General features: G+C 36.5%; 19 protein-coding genes. 10 read left to right on the top strand and 9 right to left on the bottom strand.

Annotated elements, in window-relative coordinates; translation table 11 throughout:
* Positions 1–527 precede the first annotated feature (527 nt).
* Entirely contained in the window at positions 528–1,685 is a 1,158-nt protein-coding gene (locus ACYQ0O_RS03375; protein ID WP_459890663.1) for an IS256 family transposase, read from the bottom strand.
* A gap of 107 nt (positions 1,686–1,792) precedes the next feature.
* Between ACYQ0O_RS03375 and ACYQ0O_RS03370 the strand changes: the two genes are divergently transcribed.
* Both ACYQ0O_RS03370 and ACYQ0O_RS03365 read left to right on the top strand, forming a co-directional pair.
* Positions 1,793–1,957 carry a hypothetical protein gene (locus tag ACYQ0O_RS03370; protein WP_459890627.1) on the top strand — a complete coding sequence of 55 codons (165 nt, stop codon included), beginning with the start codon at positions 1,793–1,795 and terminating at the stop codon, positions 1,955–1,957.
* Positions 1,958–1,972: 15 nt separating this feature from the next.
* On the top strand, positions 1,973–3,148 hold the full coding sequence (locus ACYQ0O_RS03365) for an acyl-CoA dehydrogenase family protein (protein ID WP_459890625.1): 1,176 nt from the start codon (positions 1,973–1,975) through the stop codon (positions 3,146–3,148).
* Between the two features lie 78 nt (positions 3,149–3,226).
* Here the strand turns inward: ACYQ0O_RS03365 and ACYQ0O_RS03360 are convergent, their stop codons facing one another.
* The 4 genes from ACYQ0O_RS03360 to ACYQ0O_RS03345 form a co-directional block, all read right to left on the bottom strand.
* Positions 3,227–3,883: a DUF1638 domain-containing protein gene (locus tag ACYQ0O_RS03360; RefSeq protein ID WP_459890623.1), complete on the bottom strand. Its 657-nt coding sequence runs from the start codon at positions 3,881–3,883 to the stop codon at positions 3,227–3,229.
* Positions 3,884–3,916: 33 nt separating this feature from the next.
* Positions 3,917–4,399 (bottom strand): flavodoxin family protein, encoded by a 483-nt coding sequence (locus ACYQ0O_RS03355; protein WP_459890621.1) that lies wholly within the window; start codon positions 4,397–4,399, stop codon positions 3,917–3,919.
* A gap of 279 nt (positions 4,400–4,678) precedes the next feature.
* Positions 4,679–5,521, bottom strand: a complete 843-nt coding sequence (locus ACYQ0O_RS03350; RefSeq protein WP_459890619.1) for an alpha/beta fold hydrolase — start codon at positions 5,519–5,521, stop codon at positions 4,679–4,681.
* Positions 5,522–5,720: 199 nt separating this feature from the next.
* Positions 5,721–7,049, bottom strand: a complete 1,329-nt coding sequence (locus tag ACYQ0O_RS03345; RefSeq protein ID WP_459890617.1) for a PAS domain S-box protein — start codon at positions 7,047–7,049, stop codon at positions 5,721–5,723.
* Between the two features lie 173 nt (positions 7,050–7,222).
* On the opposite strand from ACYQ0O_RS03345, the gene ACYQ0O_RS03340 reads away from it, so the two are divergent.
* The 6 genes from ACYQ0O_RS03340 to ACYQ0O_RS03315 all read left to right on the top strand — a co-directional run bounded on the left by ACYQ0O_RS03340 (position 7,223) and on the right by ACYQ0O_RS03315 (position 12,919).
* Entirely contained in the window at positions 7,223–8,524 is a 1,302-nt protein-coding gene (locus ACYQ0O_RS03340; RefSeq protein WP_459890615.1) for an alkaline phosphatase family protein, read from the top strand.
* A gap of 12 nt (positions 8,525–8,536) precedes the next feature.
* Entirely contained in the window at positions 8,537–10,621 is a 2,085-nt protein-coding gene (locus ACYQ0O_RS03335) for an ATP-dependent helicase (protein ID WP_459890613.1), read from the top strand.
* A gap of 69 nt (positions 10,622–10,690) precedes the next feature.
* The gene (locus ACYQ0O_RS03330) at positions 10,691–11,032 is read left to right on the top strand and encodes an ArsR/SmtB family transcription factor (RefSeq protein ID WP_459890611.1); all 342 of its coding nucleotides are present in this window, start codon (positions 10,691–10,693) and stop codon (positions 11,030–11,032) included.
* A 70-nt stretch (positions 11,033–11,102) separates the two neighbouring features.
* Positions 11,103–12,269: a permease gene (locus tag ACYQ0O_RS03325; protein WP_459890609.1), complete on the top strand. Its 1,167-nt coding sequence runs from the start codon at positions 11,103–11,105 to the stop codon at positions 12,267–12,269.
* A 28-nt stretch (positions 12,270–12,297) separates the two neighbouring features.
* Positions 12,298–12,531: a thioredoxin family protein gene (locus ACYQ0O_RS03320; protein ID WP_075068272.1), complete on the top strand. Its 234-nt coding sequence runs from the start codon at positions 12,298–12,300 to the stop codon at positions 12,529–12,531.
* 13 nt (positions 12,532–12,544) lie between these two features.
* Positions 12,545–12,919: a putative zinc-binding protein gene (locus ACYQ0O_RS03315; RefSeq protein ID WP_459890606.1), complete on the top strand. Its 375-nt coding sequence runs from the start codon at positions 12,545–12,547 to the stop codon at positions 12,917–12,919.
* 36 nt (positions 12,920–12,955) lie between these two features.
* On the opposite strand, the gene ACYQ0O_RS03310 is transcribed toward ACYQ0O_RS03315, so the two are convergent.
* The 4 genes from ACYQ0O_RS03310 to ACYQ0O_RS03295 are packed head-to-tail and all read right to left on the bottom strand — an operon-like array spanning position 12,956 to position 17,895.
* Positions 12,956–13,846, bottom strand: coding sequence for a DMT family transporter (locus tag ACYQ0O_RS03310; protein WP_459890604.1), 891 nt, complete (start codon positions 13,844–13,846; stop codon positions 12,956–12,958).
* A gap of 17 nt (positions 13,847–13,863) precedes the next feature.
* Complete coding sequence (locus ACYQ0O_RS03305; protein WP_459890602.1) at positions 13,864–16,638, bottom strand: PAS domain S-box protein; 2,775 nt, start codon at positions 16,636–16,638, stop codon at positions 13,864–13,866.
* A gap of 26 nt (positions 16,639–16,664) precedes the next feature.
* Positions 16,665–17,444 (bottom strand): J domain-containing protein, encoded by a 780-nt coding sequence (locus ACYQ0O_RS03300; RefSeq protein ID WP_459890600.1) that lies wholly within the window; start codon positions 17,442–17,444, stop codon positions 16,665–16,667.
* A 1-nt stretch (position 17,445) separates the two neighbouring features.
* The gene (locus tag ACYQ0O_RS03295; RefSeq protein WP_459890598.1) at positions 17,446–17,895 is read right to left on the bottom strand and encodes a YkgJ family cysteine cluster protein; all 450 of its coding nucleotides are present in this window, start codon (positions 17,893–17,895) and stop codon (positions 17,446–17,448) included.
* A 162-nt stretch (positions 17,896–18,057) separates the two neighbouring features.
* On the opposite strand from ACYQ0O_RS03295, the gene ACYQ0O_RS03290 reads away from it, so the two are divergent.
* Positions 18,058–19,281 carry a M24 family metallopeptidase gene (locus tag ACYQ0O_RS03290; protein WP_459890596.1) on the top strand — a complete coding sequence of 408 codons (1,224 nt, stop codon included), beginning with the start codon at positions 18,058–18,060 and terminating at the stop codon, positions 19,279–19,281.
* A 100-nt stretch (positions 19,282–19,381) separates the two neighbouring features.
* Positions 19,382–20,902 (top strand): sigma-54 interaction domain-containing protein, encoded by a 1,521-nt coding sequence (locus ACYQ0O_RS03285; protein WP_459890594.1) that lies wholly within the window; start codon positions 19,382–19,384, stop codon positions 20,900–20,902.
* Positions 20,903–20,906: the final 4 nt, after the last annotated feature.

Here is a 20,906-nt window from a genome sequence, read left to right as displayed (position 1 = left end):
GTATTATATTATATATACAAATTCTAAAATAAATCAATATAATATACTGCTGTAGACCTTAACGCAACTTCCTAAAAATTATTTTTATGTGAAATATTAAAAAATGGGCTCAAAAACTGATTAACATATGGATATGAAATCAACATTGGATGAAAATGTCAATACTCTTTACTAATTGAGTAATATTAACCTTATCTGCCTATTTCTTTTGCTCCGATTAGTGATTGGGTTATGGATGAAGATAGTGTAAGAATTTTTCTGTAAAAAGGTGCTTAACCTTTCTGATATGAGGCTTCACTTCGGTCAGCCTTGACTGGGCACTCAAAGCTGGTGATTGTAACCCCGGCTTTGGGGTTACACTAAAAACAGCTTATCTAAAACCCGCAAATTGGTGCCGTTATTTTACCAGCTTTGAGTTTTGCCCCGTCAAGGCCAAGCCTTTGAGGTGACCTCTGTTTCGCCTCTGTTTATACCCCCCCTTCCGTCCCTCAAAGGGGAAACGGGGTTCCCTAAAAACAGCTTTTTTACTATGTCATTCTCAGATATATCCTCCCTTGTTCCCATTCCTCAGAAATCTCCATCAATACCGCACTCACTAGCCTTAAGCATGATGCAGAGTTCGGGAAAATCCCCACTACCCGTGTTCTTCTGTTTATCTCCCTATTAAGCCGTTCAACCATGTTGGATGTCCGAATCCTTCGTCTGTGCTCTTCCGGAAACCTAAAAACTGTGAAACCTTCCGGAATATTCTCTTCTGCCCAAGTTGCGAGCCTAGGAGCGGCTTCGGCGTAATGTTTTACGAATTGTGAAAGAAGTCTTCGGGCTTCTTCTTCACACGGCGCATTAAAAATGGCTCTGATACTCGATGCGACCTCCTTTTTCATGCTCTGCCTGGGAATGTAGCTTTGAGCATTTTGTTGAAGATGAAACTGGCAACGTTGCCATGCTACACCTGGTAAAACTGCTTTCAATGCACTCTTTAAACCTTCGTGAGCATCACTTATGACCAGCTCAACTCCATGGAGACCCCTTTCCATTAAACTCCTTATGAAATTGTGCCAGTGTACCTCACTTTCTGAAAGAGCAACTGAAACTCCCAACACTTCCCGCTTTCCGTTCTCCCTTGCACCTACCGCAATTAATACAGCACAATCAAGTACCCGACCACCTTCTCGAACTTTCTCATACCTTGCATCAAGAACTAAATAACGATAAGCTCCAAGCGGTCGGTTCTGCCACTTCTCCAGGATATCATCCAATTCATTTGCTGCCTTGCTTACCTGCGAACTACTGATCTCTAATCCGCATAACTCCTCTGTAATAGCAGCTACCTTACGGGTTGAAACCCCATGAACATACATCTCCGCCAACGCCAATTTTAATGCTCGTTCTGATCTCAACCCCTTTTCCAAACTCTTTGGATAAAATTTTCCCTCTCTTACCTGCGGAATGCTAAACTCCAACTCACCTACACGAGTTTTTACCCTCTTCGGTTTATACCCATTTCTTCTCCTCCTCCTATTTTCACTCCTCTCATACGGCAACACACCCAAGTACTTATCCCTCTCAACCTCCATGGCAAGGTTTATCAGTAACTTCACGGCCTTACCCATGCCATCGAGCCCCTCTTCAGTAATCAGTTCCAATGCCTCCCTTACTATGGTATCTTTATCCCTACAGGTCATGGCAACTTCCTTTCTATCTATATTTTTTCCAAATATCAGAAAGGTTAAGCCATGACCTACTAATTTTTCAAATAAATCAATTTTACAGAAAAAATGATACACTACTAATGGGTCTTAACATATATATTGTTAAGGCATTGGATGATAGGATGGATTTAAAAGAACTTTTTTTGGCTGCCATACCATTTCTTATAATAGACGTGATAACCATTGTACTTTGCATGATATTTCCAGAGATTATAACCTGTTTCCCAAAGGCTTTGGGGTATTAAACATGGAGTCAACTCATGTATTTAGAAGATTTAAGACTACCTTTTTTATCAATAGAACACCAACTCCTCAGGCAAAGTATAAGGGATTTTGCAAAAAAAGAACTAATAGGAGGTGCATTGGAAAGGGATGAAAAAGGTGACCTTAAAGAAACTGTAAGACTTTTTAGAAAATTAAAGGATCTAGATGTGTTTGGGCTAAGGATTCCAGAAAAATATAGTGGTATGGGCGCAGACATGTATTCAGAGCTTATTTTAATGGAAGAACTTGGTTATGCAGATGCCAGCGTTGCTATCACTACCTTAATACATACTGGGGCGGCTGCTGCAGTTATATATGAGATGGCATCAGAAGAGATAAAACAAAAATATCTCCCAAAAGTAGCCACAGGTGAGAAAATTCTTGCCTTTGCCATGACAGAAGGGGATGTTCCTGGAAGTTGGTCATCCTACATGCAGACCACGGCAACCCTTGATGGGGACCACTATGTATTAAATGGGACCAAGGTATTTATAACAAATGCCACTATTGCAGATCTCTTTGTGGTGTTCGCACGAACCCATCCAGAAGAAAAAGGACACAAAGGCATAGGCATTTTTTTGGTTGAGAAAGAATTTCCAGGAATTTTAACATCAGAAGAGCCATCATTTGGAGATAGAGCAGGTTCATGGGGTTCGGTCTTTTTTGACAACTGTAAAGTTCCCAAGGAAAATCTCATAAAAGATGGGCCTAATGCCTTTGCTGAGGCCATGAAACTCTTTAATTTTGAGCGTATGGAAAACCCATCTATCTGCAATGGAATTGCACAAAGGGCCCTGGATGAGACCATTTCTTTTTTGACCAAGAGAAAAGAACCAAAAAAAGGACTTCCGTTTACAAAAGCATATCAGCATGTTCAATTTAAGCTAGCAGAGATGTATGCCAGAATCAGGGCATCAAGACTTATGGTATGGCATGCATGTTATCTCGCTGAAAATGGATATCCCTTTGTAAAAGAGGTATCTTCTGCCAAGTTTTATGCAAATGAGACTGTTAGATGGGTGTGTGAGCAGGCCCTTCAATTACACGGTGGTTATGGATTTTCCCGTTCTTTTATTATTCAGAAATTACTCAGAGATGTTTTTTTTGGCGGAATTGCTGGCGGGACACTTGAAGCCTTAAAAGACAGAACCGCACGGGAACTCTTAAGGTAGGTTAAGTGGCATGTTTTTAAAGGTGTGATATAGTGGAAAGGGCAAGGTATTTAATACCTTTACCCATCCACTATGAATCTAAATCTCATTGAGTATTTTTGCCTGTTCTGTGAGTAAATTTTTAAATCTGTCTAAGGTTACTTCATATGTTTGCATTGGAATACCCATCCAGTCGCAATACTCCAAAAATTCCTCTGGATGCTCATTCATATATTTTTCCATAAAACCAATTCCATCTGCCACAATGGCACCACCTGTATGTCTTGGGAAATTCTCATTTGCCATAGCTTTATCCCAGCCCTTGAATACCTGCTTTCTGAACCTTACCCAACCAGGGGTCATCCACCACACCTTTTCTCCACCAGCAAGCTCTAACGCAGCCTTTTCCCTCTCTTCTTCACTTATAATCATATCTATACAATGGCTGGCCTGTATCCTGACTACATTGGGACCTTGTTCGTCTATTATGACCTTCATGGTCCTGGTTGGTTCATCTGGATTTACATAGCAAAATTTCCCCCCATAAACTACCAGCACTTTATCACATACTTCTTTGGCCTTATTTATCCTGGATATTAATTGACGTTCCAATTCCTTGATATCTTGATGTAGTCCCGGGGTAGTGAAAAATATGTGTTCAGTGTCTAAAAATCCTTCTTCCTGAAGGGCCCTGATTTCCATACTCAGGGTCCCACACGACACAATTGCAATATTGGAAAAAGATATTTTTTCCATAAAAAATTACTCCTTGAACTAGTTTTAATTTAATTATCTTGAAACAGCCTTTTTTATTTTTTGTATTAGGTTTGAGATATCGTTGTCATCTGGATGACCTTTAGACAGTGGAGCGTCTTTGAACCATTCAGGGGGAGTTGGTTTTGATGCAGCCTTTTCCATTATCTTTGGAGAGACCTCACCCTGGCAATTAAAAGTTCCTATTATATCACAGCCCTCAAGTAAATCCTTTGCCCTTTCCATACCTCTTTTGGCGTGTTCTGAATCAGGGGCTGCGCCATGCGTTGCCATTAGAAATACCTTTTTGTTTTTTATTTTTTGAAGGTATTCAAGGGAAGCTGGATCTGGGACTCCTTTTTTAAACCAAAACCCTATTACTACTAAATCATAGCCATCTGGTGCAGGAGCATTTTCAATACTGTATATCTCTTTGGGTTCTGGCAATACTTGATAGGCAGCTTGTGCCAATTTTTTTGTGTTTCCTGTTTGGGATGAATATACAACTAATGTCTTCATACAGACCTCCTCCTCGTTTAGACTGTTTAAATAATTATATCCCCAACATAAGTCCATCATTACCTTCAGCAAAATGAATGCCAGTTTAAATTTAATAAAAGGCCAATAATTTCAAGTAAATTTATTGTAGGAAAAGACGTGTGGGAAATTAAGTAATTAACTGGTGTTAATGATTTTGTTAATAGTTAACACCAGTTAAAATATTAGAATAGGATGCCAGGTGTATTTAATAAAAATTGGCACGAGTAGGATAGTAAAGATTAAGTAATTACCATATGTTTAATTCGAAAAATTAGCAACTGAATATTGGAAAGACTCTTTGTTGATTGGAATTATTCTCTCTTCTTTATCTAACCCCTGTAGATAAGCAAGTGCCACTTCATTGAATTCACAATGCTTCTCCACATTACACACATGACCACATTTTTTTATTAAGAAAAAATCAGAAATTGGATCAGCAGTAGCATATGCAATAACATCATCTACAAATAAATGATCCTCGTCACCAGATATGAATATCTTTTTTAATTTACCAAATATATTTGTTGTAATTTCATCACAAACTTTTCTATAGGAAGCAAGTAATTTATGCCATTTTAGAAATTCCTTTCTACCTAATTTTTTTGCTTCTCTAACAAACACAGATCTAGATTTTCTATGGTTTTTCTTTGGCATTATTATCCATGCAAAGATTTTATAAAGCCACATATAGGGAAGTAATCCCTTTAAGACATAACTAAGATACAAAAGAAATGTGGTTTTTATTGTAAAGCGCATTGCAGCGCCTCCAAGTATAAGGCTCTTTACCCTTTCTGGATAATAATTGCCAATTGCCATACCTACTATGGACCCAAGAGATATACCCATAAAATGGGCTTTTGATATATTTAAATGGTCCAGTACTTCAATTATTGAGCTTGATACTGACTCAAAATTGTATGTTTCAAGAGTTTCTTCTGTATTTCCATGTCCATAAAAATCAACTAAAAGTAAATTGTAGTATTTTTTAAAAAAATTCCACTGCTTGTACCATATCCTTGAGCTTCCCCCAAGTCCGTGCAAAAAGACTATCCAGTCTTTCTTATCTTTGTTTTCACAATAAATGATTTTATAATGTATCATAGGTGGCTCCTGTTTGTTTTTTGTATTCTTTTTCATTGTTGTAGATCACATTAGACCTTTTGATTTTTTTTGGGAACGTAAGGAAATGCTAGAAAAGTATCAGGCTAATACTAGTATATATGACAAAATTTCTGCATATATCACGTGGGAATTATTGGATAAATTAGAAATAGGGGGGTTATTTTATCTTTGAATTTTATTAATCCAGTGACTGGAGGTAGGTCCTTAGATTGATTTTTTTGTGTTTTATACCTAATTTTTCCCTGATCTGGTTTCTGTGAAACTCAACTGCCCTTGTTGAAATATTCATGATTTCAGCTATTTCCTTCGTGGTTTTACCCATTTTTATAAACTCAGCCACCTTTAGTTGTGAAGGGGTGAAGTTATAGAAATTTGCTGATACTTTTTGCGAAAAAGGGGCAAGGATATTTATTAGGTTGTTTTCAATGAGATCCAAAAGTCCCTGTTGTTGGATGGATAGTTGAGTTGACTTAAGCTCCTTCACATAGGGCAAAACAAGGTCCTTTATATTGGATAAAAATTTTCTCTCCATCTCTTCCCTTTCTTTTTGCTTGTGTTCAAGCAAGACCTTTAGGGTAGTATTCATTTCTTTTAAATTTTTTGCTTGAATTTTTAATTCTTTTTCCTTTTTTCTAAGCTTAGCCTCAATATTTTTCCTCTCATTTATCTCCATAATTAGTTGTCTATTCATATCAATGACAGACTTTGTCCTTTCCTTTACCTTTTTTTCCAGCTCTTTTTTGGCGTTTTCAAGCCATGTTTCATAGAGTTTTTTTTCTGTAATATCCACAAAGGTACAAAATAGGCAGATGGGATTGCCATTTGCATCATCTACTTTATGGGCGGAAAGTTCTACGTGCTTAATTTCCCCATGTTTGTTTATTCCAGATAGTTCTCCTTGCCATTTTCCTTTTTTTAATAATGCTTCCAGAGCTTCATTGGCAGCATTTTTGTCCAATGCAAAATCTACTAGGGAAGTGCCTAAGACTTCTTCCTTTGTACCTCCCCATTCCTTTAAAAAGGCTTTGTTTACATAAGTAATTTTCCCCTCTAGATCTCCTATCACCACTGCATTTATGGAAGATTCTATGGCAAGATCTTTTACTTTCATCTCTTGCTCAATCTTTTTTCTGTCTGTAATATCTATAAAGGAACACATCATGCATACAGGGGAATTGTCCCTGTCTGTGACTAAAAATGCAGAGAGATAGACACAAATAGGGCTTCCATCCCTTCTCCTTCCCCAAATTTCTCCTTCCCATGAACCCTTGGTAATTACCTGTACTATCACCTGTTCAGCCTCTTTTTTGTTCAAGGCAAAAAAGTCAGCCTTCTTGCCGACAAGTTCGGATCTCAGGGCACCACCCCACATCTTTAAACATGCCTCATTCACGTATGTTACGTTTGCATTAAGGTCACTGAAAGCAATACCATTTATGGAAGATTCTATGGCAAAATCTTTTATTTGAAGTTCCCTTATTATGTTCTCATAGGCCTCTTTTTTCATACATTTATTCCCCTTATCCTAGAAAAAAGTATTTTTGAACTATTACCAAATAGTTGAATTATATTCAATTATTTTTTGAATATTTTTTGTTGGAAACCTTGTTTCATTTAAACAAAAGATACACTAACTAATCCCTTGTATTTTTTCTGTCTACCTGTTAAATCCCATCACCTATGGAACAAAAGAATAGGCTTGTAATAATAGGGCTTGATGGGATGTCTGTATCCCAACTAAAGTTCGTGTGCAGGGAATTTTCATTGAGTAACCTGGGACAATTAGTTGATAGTAATTATCTAAGTTCTATTGAATCAGAGCTTCCAGAGCTCTCACCAGTAAATTGGACATCTTTTTTTACAGGTAAAGGACCAGAACAACATGGTGTATTTGGATTTTGGGATATAGATCCCATTTCATACAAGATATCTATTTCTGATTTTACAAAGGTGAGGTGTAAGACCATTTTTCATGAACTGGGAGAGAGGAATATTATATCCAAAGTAATTAATCTACCAAATACATATCCGGCTTTTCCAATTCGAGGTGTATTAATATCTGGCTTTGTTGCTAAAGACCTTTTAAACAGTGTCTTTCCAAAGGTCTATGTTCCAATGTTAGAGGAGATTGATTATAAATTAGAGGCTGATACAATAAAGGGGATAAAGGACCCTGAATACCTGTTAAAAGAGGTTTTTTTGTGTCTTGAGTCCAAAAAAAAGGTCCTTAATCTCTTCTGGCCAGATCTTACATGGGATCTTTTTGTGCTTATTTTTACAGAAACAGATAGGATAAACCATTTTTTATATCCTGCTATTTTTGATAAAAAAAATCCCCTTCATTCCATGTGTAGAGAATTTTTTAAGAAATTGGATGGGGTGTTTGGAGAAGTTTTAGATAGATATTCATCTCTCCCTTCACCTAAGAGATTTATGATGGTATCGGACCATGGTTTTTGTGAACTAATTACTGAAGTTGATATAAATGCTATACTGAAACAGGCAGGTATGCTCTTTTTGGAAGATACCCCTACCTTTGAATTAGATGCATCTTTTATATCAGATAAAACAACTGGTTTTGCACTTGATCCAGGAAGGATATTTATCCACAAAAAGGGTGTTTTTTCCAGAGGAAGGGTAGATAGGTCTGATTATAAAAAAATAGTAAATGATATAATAGAACTACTCAACGCAGTTGAATATAATGGGAGCAAAGTATTTGATAGGATATACCTTAGAGATGAGCTTTACCCAGGATCTAAGTTCATAAATACCCCAGATATAATAGCCCTGCCCAAAAAGGGGTTTGATCTAAAGGCAAAGTTTGATAGGGAGTCTATTTTTGGTTGTTATGGACGCTTTGGTACACACTTTAGAGAAGATCTTGTTTTCTATGATTCAAATTTATCTGGTAAAGTCACCAGGGTAAGAGATGTGGGACAGGAAATATTAAAACACTTTCAAAACCTTGTGGTAGTTTAATGGGAAAATTCTATGATAGACCTGGAAAAAGATTTAAATGAAGCCCAATTTGAGGCAGTTACTACAATACATGGTCCAGTTTTGGTTATTGCTGGGGCAGGAAGTGGAAAGACCAGGACCATTGTCTATAGACTGGCGCACCTGGTTAATTTAGGGGTAAGCCCTTCATCTATTTTGCTTCTTACTTTTACCAAAAAGGCAGCCCAGGAAATGCTACTTAGGGCTGGTAAACTACTTGGCGCTCAGATGGATGGGGTGGTTGGTGGCACCTTTCATTCATTTGCCAATTTAATCCTCCGGCGTTTTGCAAAGGATATTGGATATTCGTCTGAATTTACCATATTAGATCAATCTGATTCACAGGATATTATAAAACAATTAAAAGATTCTCTAAAGATAGGACAAAAAGACAAAAGCTTTCCAAAAAAGAGCACTGTCTTTTCCCTGATTTCTCGTATGCGAAATAAAGAGATTACATTAGAAGAAGCTGTTATATCTTCATCCTCACATCTTTTGATTTATTTAGAAGACATGGAAAAAATATATAAGGCATACACTGATTTTAAAAAAGAGCACAACTTAATGGACTATGATGACTTGTTGTTTAATTTAGAAGAGTTACTTTTGTCTAAAGAAGATATTTTGAACTTTTTGAAGATGAGGTATCAGTTTATAATGGTTGATGAGTATCAGGATACAAATTTAGTTCAAGGAAGAATTGTATCTCTTCTTTCAGGAGAAAATGGCAATGTAATGGCAGTTGGAGATGATGCACAATCTATATATTCATTTAGGGGTGCAACAGTTAGAAACATTTTAGATTTCACCAATATATTTCCAAAATCAAAAGTTATTTTGCTGGAAAAAAATTACAGGTCAGTTCAATCTATATTGGATTTTAGCAATGAGATTTTAAAAAATGCAAAAGAAAAATATGAAAAAAGACTCGTGGCTATACGAGAAAGAGGTCAAAAGCCTCAGTTAATTAGAACAATCAGTGACCAGAGTCAGGCATTGTTAGTGGTAAATAAAATAATTGAGATGTCCCATGAATATCCTTTAAATGAAATAGCTGTTTTATTTAGGGCTGGTTATCAATCATATCCAGTGGAACTACAATTAAATAAAATGGGAATCAAGTATAAAAAATTTGGAGGCATGAAATTTTCAGAAGCAGCCCATATAAAAGATATAATTGCATATCTCAGGCTAATACACAACCCCGCAGATTATATATCATGGCAACGGGTATTTTGTCTCATACCAAAAATTGGTCCAAAGACCGTAAAAAGGATGTTTGATAGTTATTTCTCAGACAAAAATTACTTAACCCATATTTGTAAATCCAATAAAGAGGTTAGTGATGTAATTTCCCTTATGAATGATTCAGATATTAAAGATTCAAAACCAAAGGATATCTTAGAAAAAATAATAGGGATCTACACCCCTTATTTTATGAATGAATACCATGACGACTATCCAAAAAGACAGGCTGGTTTAGATGAACTTTTGCAACTGTCCTCCAGTTACTCCGACTTGGAGCTATTTTTGACTGATATCACCCTTGAGCCAGTGGACTCATATGGTATGGAAGATCCACTGGAGCAATATGTTACCCTGTCTACCATTCACTCAGCCAAAGGACTGGAATGGGATGTTGTTATTTTGATGGATATGGTTGAAGACAGGTTCCCATCAAGGCTATCCCAATTTGAACCAGAAGGTATGGAAGAAGAGAGGAGGCTTTTTTATGTAGCCACAACAAGGGCAAGGGAAAGGCTCTATATCTACAGTCCAAGGACATTGGTCTCAAAAACTGGAGATCCTTATCCAGCCAGGATAAGTCCATTAATCGAAGAGCTAGGTAACAAAGTCTTTGATGAATTTTCTGAAAACTATACTGGTTCTCTAACAAAAACAACTCAAAAAAAAGATAATATTATAGAGAAAAAGACTTCAAAAAAGGGGATGTGGTGTACACATAAGGTCTTTGGAAGGGGAAAGATAATTGGAATAATAAGTCCCAACAAGTATAAGGTCTATTTTTCAGGCTTCGGGGTAAAGGTAATTTTAAGAGATTATGTGAAAATAGAATAGCCATAAAAACTTTAGATTGACAAAGGATATCTTGTATACTATATGACTCTATAGCGATATGGAGGTGTTATGAAAAAATTTATCAAAGTTATGAAGGCACTATCAGATCCAAATAGGGTGAAGATCTTAAAGATGCTTCAGATGCGTACCCTTTGTGTTTGTGAACTCCAGGCAGTCTTGAAGGTAGCCCAATCCACAGTTAGCAAACACTTAAAGGTATTGGAAGAGGCAGATCTTGTTACCTTTGAAAAAGATGGTCTCTGGGTAAATTACAGGATAAACCAGGATACAGACAACCCTTATGCAAAGACCATGTTGAATATACTAGAGGATTGGTTAAATGAAGACGTACAGATAGTTTCCATCCTAAGAGAATTAAAAGATATTTCCAGGGAGAAATTGATAAAATAACCTGTCCTGCAAAGGAGAGATATTACATTTATATGCATAATTGGCCATTTCACTAAATAGAGGTAGTTATATGAAAGAGAGGTATAAGTTAGGGATATTGGTTGCCATATTTTTAATAGCTTACTTTACCCCATGGGAGAGTGAGATAATCAGGAGATCAGGGCTTGAGGCCTTTTTGATGTTGCAAGAATATGCAAGGCAACACGTCTTGACCTGTCTTATCCCTGCATTTTTTATTGCTGGTGCAATAGCGGTGTTTGTGTCCCAGGCATCAGTCTTAAAGTATTTTGGACCCCAGGCAAATAGGATTTTGTCATATTGCGTTGCCTCTGTTTCAGGAACCATCCTGGCTGTGTGTTCCTGTACAGTACTTCCCCTGTTTGCTGGTATATACACAAGGGGGGCAGGCATAGGACCAGCAACAGCATTTTTATATTCTGGACCAGCAATTAACGTCCTTGCAATTGTATTTACTGCAAGGGTGTTGGGCTGGAAGTTGGGTCTTGCAAGGGCTATTGGGGCTATTTTATTTGCATTCATTGTGGGAATCTTGATGGAAATTATATTTAAAAAGGACGAACAAAAAAGGTTAGGGGGACAGATCTATCTTCCCCAGGAACACAAAACAAGGCCACTTTGGCAGGAAACCGTATATATGATAACCATGATCCTCATCTTACTCTCTGCAACAATAGCAAAACCAAAGACCCAAAGCCCAATATGGACTACTCTTTATGAGATAAAGTGGTATTTGACTGGTTTTTTCTTAATTTCTCTTTTTCTTATGTTAAAAATGTGGTTTGCAAAAGAAGAGATAAAGACATGGGTGGATTCCACCTGGGGATTTATGAAACAGATATTTCCACTTCTCTTTGCAGGGGTATTGGTAGCTGGATTTTTTTTGGGCAGACCAGGACATGAGGCATTAATTCCATCTCGTTTTGTTGAAGCACTTGTTGGAGGAAACTCATTTTTTGCAAACTTTTTTGCATCAATAGTTGGTGCTCTTATGTATTTTGCAACACTTACAGAGGTGCCAATACTCCAGGGACTTATTGGTTCAGGAATGGGACAGGGGCCAGCTTTGGCCTTGTTGCTTGCAGGACCAGCCCTTTCCCTTCCTAACCTCCTGGTGATTAGCTCTATTATGGGATGGAAAAAGGCCCTTACCTTTGCTGGGATAATAGTTGTCCTGGCAACTGGTTGTGGAATGTTTTATGGATATATTGTTTCGTAAAAAATACAACATAAAGGAGGTAGTTGTCATGGAAATAAAGGTATTGGGACCAGGATGTCCAAGGTGTGAGCAGGCCTTTCAGGTGGTTATGGATGCACTTCAAGAAGCAAACATAGCGGCAAATATAGATAAGGTAACAGATACAATGGAAATCGCAAAGGCAGGTGTATTTGGTACCCCAGCTATTATGGTGGATGGTGAGGTAAAAAGCGTTGGCAAGATTCCTACTAAGGCAGAAGTATTGACCTGGTTAAAAAAATAACAGGAGGTGAGTTATGGATAAGAGTTGCTGTAACTCTAACAATGACCAATATATGATCCTGTGCTGTTCAGGTGGATCAAATGTAGGGCAGCTTGCCAATGCAACTGCTATAAGACTCACAGAACAGGGCGTTGGAAAAATGTTTTGCCTGGTAGGAGTTGGTGGGGATCTTCCAAAGTTTGTGGAGTCAGTTAAAAATAAAGAAAACGTACTTCTCATTGATGGGTGTGAAGTAGGGTGTGGATTTGCAACCCTAAAAAGACACAATATAGAACCAAAAAAATATCTCGTGGTGACGAAATTGGGTATAAAAAAGACTCCAAACCTTGATATAACAGAAAATGAGTTAAAACAGGTTGTGGAAAAGGCTTTGTCAGAATGTAAATAAAAAAATTTTAAGGGGCTATGCCCCTTTTTTAATTTTTTAGATTAAGTTTTTTGATTTTACTATATGAATTTTATTAAAATCTACTTCTGAAATAACCATACTGAGGACAATTAACATCCCCCCTATAATTGCCTTTAATGTCAATATTTCTCCCCCATAAAAATGGGCAAATATAGCCCCAAAAACTGGCTCACCTGAAAATATAATAGCTGTCTTTGTTGGGATTGTATATCTTTGAAAGTATGTCTGGGCCCAGAACGCAAAATTTGATGCAAAAACAGAGCATATAATAATGGCCCACACTGTATTTTTCTCTATTTTCAAGAGTTCACTACTATGGCCATAAAAAATGGCGAAAATTCCACTTAATAAAGCTATTGTCCCCATTTGAATAAATGCAAGATTAAATGCATTATTGTATTTTGTGTATTTATCTGTATAAATAATGTGTAGTGCTACGCATATTGCACAAAAAAAGACAATGATATCACCTTTATTAATTTTAAGCTCTCCATTTATACAGAGTAGTGAAAGTCCAATTAAAGCCATTATTGACCCAATTTTTGCATTGAATGGTATGTGTTTTTTGAAAAAAAAGCTATTTATTATTGGCACTATAACTACATTTAAACCTGTTACAAATCCAGCATTTGCAGCAAGCGTGTATTTTAATCCAATGGTCTGAAATGCATAAGCCAGAAACAATAGACCGCCAAGTATCATGCCATGAACAATTGTTTTTAGATGGAATTCTCTTCTACAAAAAATTACAAAAGGTATGAAAAGAAAAAAGGCGACTAAAAATCGCTGGAATAGAAACACATATACATCAACATAGGCTATGGCATGTTTAACAATTGTAAAGGTTATGCCCCAGATAAATGTCACTGATGTGAGTACTATAAGCGATTGGGATTCTTTGGTCATGGGGACTAGTTTTTTTATTAATTATTTAGAGAAGTCAACAGCTTTTTAATATAACTAGCAAATTCATAAATGGTATATGGCTTTTTAATGGCTCCTACAAATCCATATTTTTTGTACTCCTTAAAAATTGGATGCGCAGTGTGTCCAGAGGATATTATTATTCTGGCATCTTTGTCTATTTCAAGGATCTTTTTGCCCACATCCAATCCTCCTTCTCCACCAACAATTGTCAGGTCAAGGACCACCACATCAAAACCCTTTTTTTTGTTTAAGGCCTCTTTATAAATTGATATGGCTTCATTGCCATTAGACACAACTGTCACCGTTCCTCCAACAATGGGCACAAGCTCTTTTATTACTTCTCTGAACATCTCTTCATCATCCATGAGTAAAATATTAATACCTTCCAGGCTTGTATCAGGGTTATCTTTTTTAGGTTCCACAGTTATTTCTCTTTTGGCTGGTAGATATAACACAAATTCAGTCCCTTTCCCTTTTTCACTTATGACTTCAATGTGTCCCTGGTGGTTTTTAACTATATTTTCAACAACATACAACCCAAGCCCTGTTCCTCCTTTTTTTGTTGAAAAGTATGGCTCAAATATCCTAGACAGATTGTCTTCGTCAATTCCTGGTCCTGTGTCTTTTATTGATATACGCACATAATCACCTTCAGATAATCCTTTGATCTCGTCCCTCTTCACATGGATATTTTGTGCCTTAATTGTTATTTTCCCTCTATCTTTCATTGCATCCTTTGCATTTATAATGAGGTTTTGGATTACTTGATCTATCTGGGTCTCATCTCCATTAATATAATATAAGTCTTCGTCAATCAAAAATTCTGCCTCAACACTTGTTCCAGCTAAAATCAGCCTTGTTAGTCCTTTGATTTTTTTCCTATAATCAAAGGGTTTTTTATCTGGTTCAAACTCCGTGCTAAGTAGAATCAATTGTTTGGTGAGATTTCTTGCATCAAGAATGGTTTTTTCTACTTTTTCAAAAAATTTTCTTTCAAAGGCATCAATTTTTAGTTTATTTTTAACCAGTGCACAGTTGGAAACAATAGTTGCAAGTATGTTATTGAAATCATGGGCAATGCCAGCAGATATCTGGGACACTGTATTTAATTTCTCTAATCTGATTAGTTCTGCTTCCCTCTGCCTTTGTTCCCTTCCATCCCTAAAGACTATTACCACTCCTATTAATTCCCCGTCTTTCCCAAAAATTGGAGCTCCACTATCTAATATGGGAATTTTGTCACCATCTTTCCTGATTAACAGGGTGTGGTTGCCAAGACCAATTATCTTTCCTGTTTTCTTGATCTCTGTAAATGGATTATCTACTTTTTTACCTGTTTTTTCAGATACAATGTTAAAAACCTCTTCCAGATTTCTTCCTATAGCTTCCCCTTTTTTCCATCCAGTTATCTGTTCTGCTACTGGATTAAAAAATTTTATCTTTCCCTCTTTGTTAGTTGATATTACCCCATCTCCAATGGAATTAAGGGTAGTTTCAAGCTCATTGGCAAGGGTGATTATCTTTTCTTCCTGTTTTTTCATATCAGTTATGTCCTGACACAAAAAAATTACCCTGTTGGGTCTATTTTTAAGCCTTACAGAGTTGGCGAGCACATAGACAGTTTCCCCATTGGGTTTTACATATCTTACCTCAAGCCCTTTTAAGCTGCCATGTTTTATTATTAAATCTCTAGCCATTTTTTGTAGGTGTTTGTCTTCTGGATGGGTCCATTCATCAATCCTCTTTCCAATTATATCTTCTTTTCTTCTACCAATGAGATTTAGATATTCTTGGTTAACGTCCAATACATATCCGTCTAAGTCCCGTTCAACCAGCCCCATATTTGCCGCGTGAATAATAGAATTTAATCTATCGTATAGTTCCCCTATCTCTATGTTTTTTTCTATAAGTTCCCTGGTCCTTTTATCTACAATCCTTTTTAAGGATAAAGACCATGCAAGGATAACAGTAAAAATTAACAAAAATATCACAACTGTAATAATTAAATATTTTTCCCACCAGAAATTAATTTTAACCCCTGTCCATTTACCTGTGATTTCGTTTATCTCTTTTTTTGATATCTTATTGAAACCACTATTTATTAATTTTAATAATTCACTATTTCCATCTTTTACTGCAGCATATACCTTTGATACGTAAATTGGTCTTTTTGAGTACTTAAAATTATCACCCCCCTTATATTTTGCCAGGTAAAAGAGCGCAATTGGTCCATCGCAAATAAATACCTTAATTTTACCGTTTATTGCAGCTTTGACCATATCTTCAGTAGTTGGAAAGGTCTTTATATGTATATAAGGATAATTTGATTTTAAGAATTTTTCTGCATAATCTTCACCTACAACACCAACAAGAAACCCTGAAATATCATCTATAGTTTTTATTCCAAAAATATCTTTGTGGAAAAATATTCTGGTATCAATCTGAGTATATGGTATGCTGAAATCAAAAAATTTATCCCTCTCCTTACTGTAGAATATACCACCAACTACATCATATTTACCCTTCTTTACCCCTTCCAGTGCATCTTTCCACTTCATTAGTCTATATTGAACCTTTATATTGGTCTTTTTCTCCCATAACTTCCATATATCCACAAAAATTCCCCGGGGTTTTCCCTTTGCATCCTTAAATTCAAAGGGGGCATAAGACTGGTCTCCCACCACAGTTATAGTCTTATTGGTGTATGAATAAAGAGTAGTGGAAAAACATATTGAGATTGTGAAAAACAATAAAAAGATACATTTTTTCATAATATTATTCATATTATTCCTAATAGTTATTTATAAAATATACGGATATAGAGATCTCCTTTAAATGGTCCAAGTCTTTTCCCAAGCCCTTTTAGACGGATGGCCTTTCCTGGAATATAGTTTTCTGGTATCTTTGTAATTATTTGTGTTGGTTTTTTCTTAAATTGCGTTATCTGAAATTTGAGTTTTGCCCCAGGTATTAGTTGATTTTTGTCCATATAAATCACGTGCTCATGGTCTAACTGTGACCTGAACCACTTTTTTAAATTTGATATACTAAAAATATATCCAACTTTTTTTATCCTTTCAACTGGAGAATAACTAACTACATGGTCTAATTTTCCATCCTGGTGGTATATTGACCTCTTCTTTACTTCTCTAAATATATCTTCAAATACCTGTCTGGCAAAGGGATCCTTTAATATATTTTTTAAGATATCTTCCTGTGATAATTTGTTTTTTTTCGATTTGTTCCATTTAGATGTATCTCTTTTTTTTGATTCCCCCTTTGTCCTTGTTGTTTTATAAAAAAATCTTTTTTTTGCAGTATAGTATGTGGCCTTTTTCTGGAAGTTTTCATATGTAGCGTGTTCTTTAGGTCTGTCTTTCTCAATAGTTTGTTTATGGTGGGTGAGCAAAAATACATATGCTTCATTTAATTCCTGAAATTTTTTACCAGCATCCTTTAGGTTGGGATTTAGGTCTGGGTGATACAAAAAGGCAAGTTTTCTATATGTTTTTTTTATATCATCCAATGATGCATTTTTATCAATTTTTAAGATAGCTAGTGCTTTGTTTTTGTCCATATCAATAATCTGAATCTATTTTTAAGGCATTGGGTGCATCTTTATCTTTTTTTAACAAGTCATGTTCCCTTAAAAATTTAAGACCATATTTTCTAAATTCCTCAAAAGAAACATCCCTTGAAATTCCAGGGCAATACTCCTTTGCCAGAAAAAAACTGTATTCATCTTCTAAATTTCCCTTAAAAAATGGCCACGCAAGGCATATATCAGGTTTTACCATGTGAATTTTACATCCCTTGTGAGGGTTAAAAAAAACACAACTGCCATCTGTTTTGGTGCTTAAAGAGTATTTTCCATCTGGGGTTTTTTGTGTAAACTTGATCAGGAAATCACTAATTTCAATAGATAGATATTTGCAGATTCTTTCTATTTCCCTATATGTTACAATAATCCCACCTTCCCCTGTGCAACATTGCCCACACATCTTACAATCAAAGACCTGTTTATTCATCTTTTACATGTCCTCTAAGATATCCATTTTTTTATAGATTGCTAATAGGGACAATTTTGTATAAACTGAAATTCCCAATGGATTTATAATCTATTTGATTTTATCTAATTGGGCAATATTAAAAAATTTGTATTAAAAAAATTAAGGGATAAGGGGGAGAGCATGTTTGAAGCCTTGGAAATCATACCAAGAGAAGAACTTGAGATGAGGTGGAAAAGGGTTAGAGAAATATTGGATAAATATCAACCTGAATCAGGGGGGCTAATGCTTTTGTCCAGGGTCCACATTTATTGGGCAAGTGGACATTTTGCAACAGGTGTATTCTGGTTGCCCAGGGAGGGTGAACCCTCTCTCTTTATAAGAAAAGGGATTGAGCGCGCAAAGATAGAATCACTGGTTAAAAATATATTTTCTTATCGCTCCTTTTCAGACATCATTAATATACTTAAAGAAGCAGGGGAACCTCTACCTGATGTGTTTTCAATTGAAATGGGAGGGGTTCTGTGGTCCATGGGAAAATTAATTGAAAAGAAATTTCAGGGGAAAAAATTGCTCGATGGTGACACAATAATAAACAGGGCATGTGCCAAAAAGACCAAATGGGAAATTTACAAATTAGAACTTGCAGGAAGCAGGCATTATAAGGGAATTTGTGAAATTGTGCCTGAAAAAATAAGACCAAATATGAGTGAGAGGGAAATTGGAGAGAAAATATTAGACACATATATGTCCCTTGGTCACTCTGGCATTTTGCGTATGCAAGGAGCATATGAGGAACTATTTATTGGGCACATAAGCTCTGGTGATTCAGGTATTTATCCAACCTGTTTTAATGGACCTGTTGGAGGTAGGGGGATACATGCAGCAGTTCCCCATTTTGGCTATGATGGGAAGGTTTGGAAGGAAAAAGAATTACTTATGGTGGATACTGTATTTTCCCTGGAAGGCTATCACACAGATAAATCCCAACTCTTTTTTTCTGGAAAACAAGCAGATATGCCAAAGGATGTGAGAAAGGCCCAGGAATTTTGTCTCATGGTGCAAACAGAATGTGCCAAGATGTTAGTTCCAGGTGAGTCACCTGAGAATATTTATGCCTTTGCTATTGATTTAGCCAAAAAGTATGGATTTGAAGAAGGTTTTATGGGGCTTTCTGGTAATAAGGTTCCATTTATAGGTCATGGTATAGGTTTATATCTAAATGAATGGCCTCCAATAGCAAAAAGATTTACAGATCCACTAGAAGAGGATATGGTAATCGCCCTGGAGCCAAAGATTGGAATACCAGATATTGGCATGGTTGGAGTTGAGAATACCTTTTTGGTCACTTCTAGTGGGGGAGTTTCCTTAACAGGAGATAAGTTTGATGTTATTTTTATTGAGTAAAAAAGATTGGCTTTTGTAATTTGGGTATATTGGCAAAAGGAGAAGTGCCTAACATTAATCCAAGTTTTAATAAATTCGGATTAGGTCCACAAATAGAAGTATGAATTTAACTTACAATGATCTACTTGCACTTTATGAAATAGCCAAGTTAGTTGCCTCTGAAGATGATATAAGGGACCTTATGTTAAAGGTCTTAGATATCTTGAATGAGAAACTTGGCATGAATAGGGGGATGATTTCTGTCTTAGACCTCCAATCTGGGGAAGTTTGGTTAGATGTGGCCAGGGGCGTTGAAATTGGTAAGGAGAAGATTACCTATAGGCCTGGGGAGGGAATAACAGGCAAGGTTGCCCAGACAGGTAGGCCAATGGCAATAGCAAATTTAGGAAAAGAAGCGCATTTTTTGGACAGGACTGGTGCAAGGAAGACCATTGACAGAAAAGAACTCTCTTTTTTGTGTGTTCCAATTTTTTACAAGGGAAAGGTAGTTGGAATTTTATCAGCAGACAAGCTGTCAAAAGAAGTGGAAGATCTGGATAAAGAGTTAAATCTTCTATCTTCTGTGGCTCACCTGCTTGGGAAGGCAGTTTATTTTAGGGCAGTTGAAGAGGAAAACAGAAAGCTCAGAAAGCAACTGGCCACTGCCAGACGCCCAAAGACCAATATAATTGGCAGATCCAAAGGAATACTCACAGTTTTAAAACTAATAGATCAAGTTGCAGACACTGATACCACTGTGCTTATTATTGGGGAGACTGGGACGGGAAAAGAGCTTGTGGCCAGCGCTATCCATGAAAATAGTGGCAGGGCCAAGGGACCTTTTATAAAAATAAATTGTGCTGCGATGCCTGAGAGCCTTCTTGAAAGTGAGTTATTTGGCCATGAAAAAGGTGCTTTTACAGGGGCAGCCTATAGGAGAAAGGGATGCTTTCAAGAGGCCCATAAGGGGACTATATTTTTAGATGAAATTGGTGAACTTTCCCCAATGGCACAGGCAAAACTACTTAGGGTGTTACAAGAAAAGGAGATCCAGCCAGTTGGATCTTCCAGGACCATTAAAGTGGATGTCAGGGTAGTAGCTGCTACAAATAAAAATTTAGAGGAGGAAGTAGCAAAAGGCCGTTTTCGCTCAGACCTATTTTTTAGGTTAAATATCTTCCCAATTTATCTTCCTCCACTAAGGGAGAGATGTTCTGACATTTTACTCTTGGCTGATTTTTTTGTAAGTAAGTATTCAAAAATTTTTAAAAAGGATGTAAAAAGACTTTCCACAAGTGCAATTGACATGCTCATGTCATATCACTGGCCAGGAAATGTAAGAGAATTGGAAAATTGTATAGAGCGTGCAGTACTTATTGCAGAGGGGCATACCATTGAATCCCATCATATGCCACCTTCCCTGCAAACTAGCTTAAAGGGCGAACAGGGTAAAATACATGGTAAATTTGATATCTTAGTGGCAAATTTTGAAAAAGACTTAATTATTGACGCCTTAAAAGAGACCAATGGAAATCAAAGTGCTGCAGCAAAGATACTTGGTACTACCAAAAGAATAATCCAGTATAAAATAAAGAAGTATGGCATAGACCCCAAACGATTCAAAAAAAGAAATAAATACTAGGCGC

This window comes from Desulfothermus okinawensis JCM 13304 (genome assembly GCF_054654515.1).
The sequence above is the reverse complement of the archived record's forward strand: the minus strand, read 5'-3'. Positions and strand labels throughout refer to the sequence as shown.

Excerpts from the sequence above, each read along its gene's own strand:
- ACYQ0O_RS03375 (WP_459890663.1), bottom strand. The coding sequence starts at position 1,685 with ATGACCTGTAGGGATAAAGATACCATAGTAAGGGAGGCATTGGAACTG.
- ACYQ0O_RS03370 (WP_459890627.1), top strand. The coding sequence starts at position 1,793 with ATGGGTCTTAACATATATATTGTTAAGGCATTGGATGATAGGATGGAT.
- ACYQ0O_RS03365 (WP_459890625.1), top strand. The coding sequence starts at position 1,973 with ATGTATTTAGAAGATTTAAGACTACCTTTTTTATCAATAGAACACCAA.
- ACYQ0O_RS03360 (WP_459890623.1), bottom strand. The coding sequence starts at position 3,883 with ATGGAAAAAATATCTTTTTCCAATATTGCAATTGTGTCGTGTGGGACC.
- ACYQ0O_RS03355 (WP_459890621.1), bottom strand. The coding sequence starts at position 4,399 with ATGAAGACATTAGTTGTATATTCATCCCAAACAGGAAACACAAAAAAA.
- ACYQ0O_RS03350 (WP_459890619.1), bottom strand. The coding sequence starts at position 5,521 with ATGATACATTATAAAATCATTTATTGTGAAAACAAAGATAAGAAAGAC.
- ACYQ0O_RS03345 (WP_459890617.1), bottom strand. The coding sequence starts at position 7,049 with ATGAAAAAAGAGGCCTATGAGAACATAATAAGGGAACTTCAAATAAAA.
- ACYQ0O_RS03340 (WP_459890615.1), top strand. The coding sequence starts at position 7,223 with ATGGAACAAAAGAATAGGCTTGTAATAATAGGGCTTGATGGGATGTCT.
- ACYQ0O_RS03335 (WP_459890613.1), top strand. The coding sequence starts at position 8,537 with ATGATAGACCTGGAAAAAGATTTAAATGAAGCCCAATTTGAGGCAGTT.
- ACYQ0O_RS03330 (WP_459890611.1), top strand. The coding sequence starts at position 10,691 with ATGAAAAAATTTATCAAAGTTATGAAGGCACTATCAGATCCAAATAGG.
- ACYQ0O_RS03325 (WP_459890609.1), top strand. The coding sequence starts at position 11,103 with ATGAAAGAGAGGTATAAGTTAGGGATATTGGTTGCCATATTTTTAATA.
- ACYQ0O_RS03320 (WP_075068272.1), top strand. The coding sequence starts at position 12,298 with ATGGAAATAAAGGTATTGGGACCAGGATGTCCAAGGTGTGAGCAGGCC.
- ACYQ0O_RS03315 (WP_459890606.1), top strand. The coding sequence starts at position 12,545 with ATGGATAAGAGTTGCTGTAACTCTAACAATGACCAATATATGATCCTG.
- ACYQ0O_RS03310 (WP_459890604.1), bottom strand. The coding sequence starts at position 13,846 with ATGACCAAAGAATCCCAATCGCTTATAGTACTCACATCAGTGACATTT.
- ACYQ0O_RS03305 (WP_459890602.1), bottom strand. The coding sequence starts at position 16,638 with ATGAAAAAATGTATCTTTTTATTGTTTTTCACAATCTCAATATGTTTT.
- ACYQ0O_RS03300 (WP_459890600.1), bottom strand. The coding sequence starts at position 17,444 with ATGGACAAAAACAAAGCACTAGCTATCTTAAAAATTGATAAAAATGCA.
- ACYQ0O_RS03295 (WP_459890598.1), bottom strand. The coding sequence starts at position 17,895 with ATGAATAAACAGGTCTTTGATTGTAAGATGTGTGGGCAATGTTGCACA.
- ACYQ0O_RS03290 (WP_459890596.1), top strand. The coding sequence starts at position 18,058 with ATGTTTGAAGCCTTGGAAATCATACCAAGAGAAGAACTTGAGATGAGG.
- ACYQ0O_RS03285 (WP_459890594.1), top strand. The coding sequence starts at position 19,382 with ATGAATTTAACTTACAATGATCTACTTGCACTTTATGAAATAGCCAAG.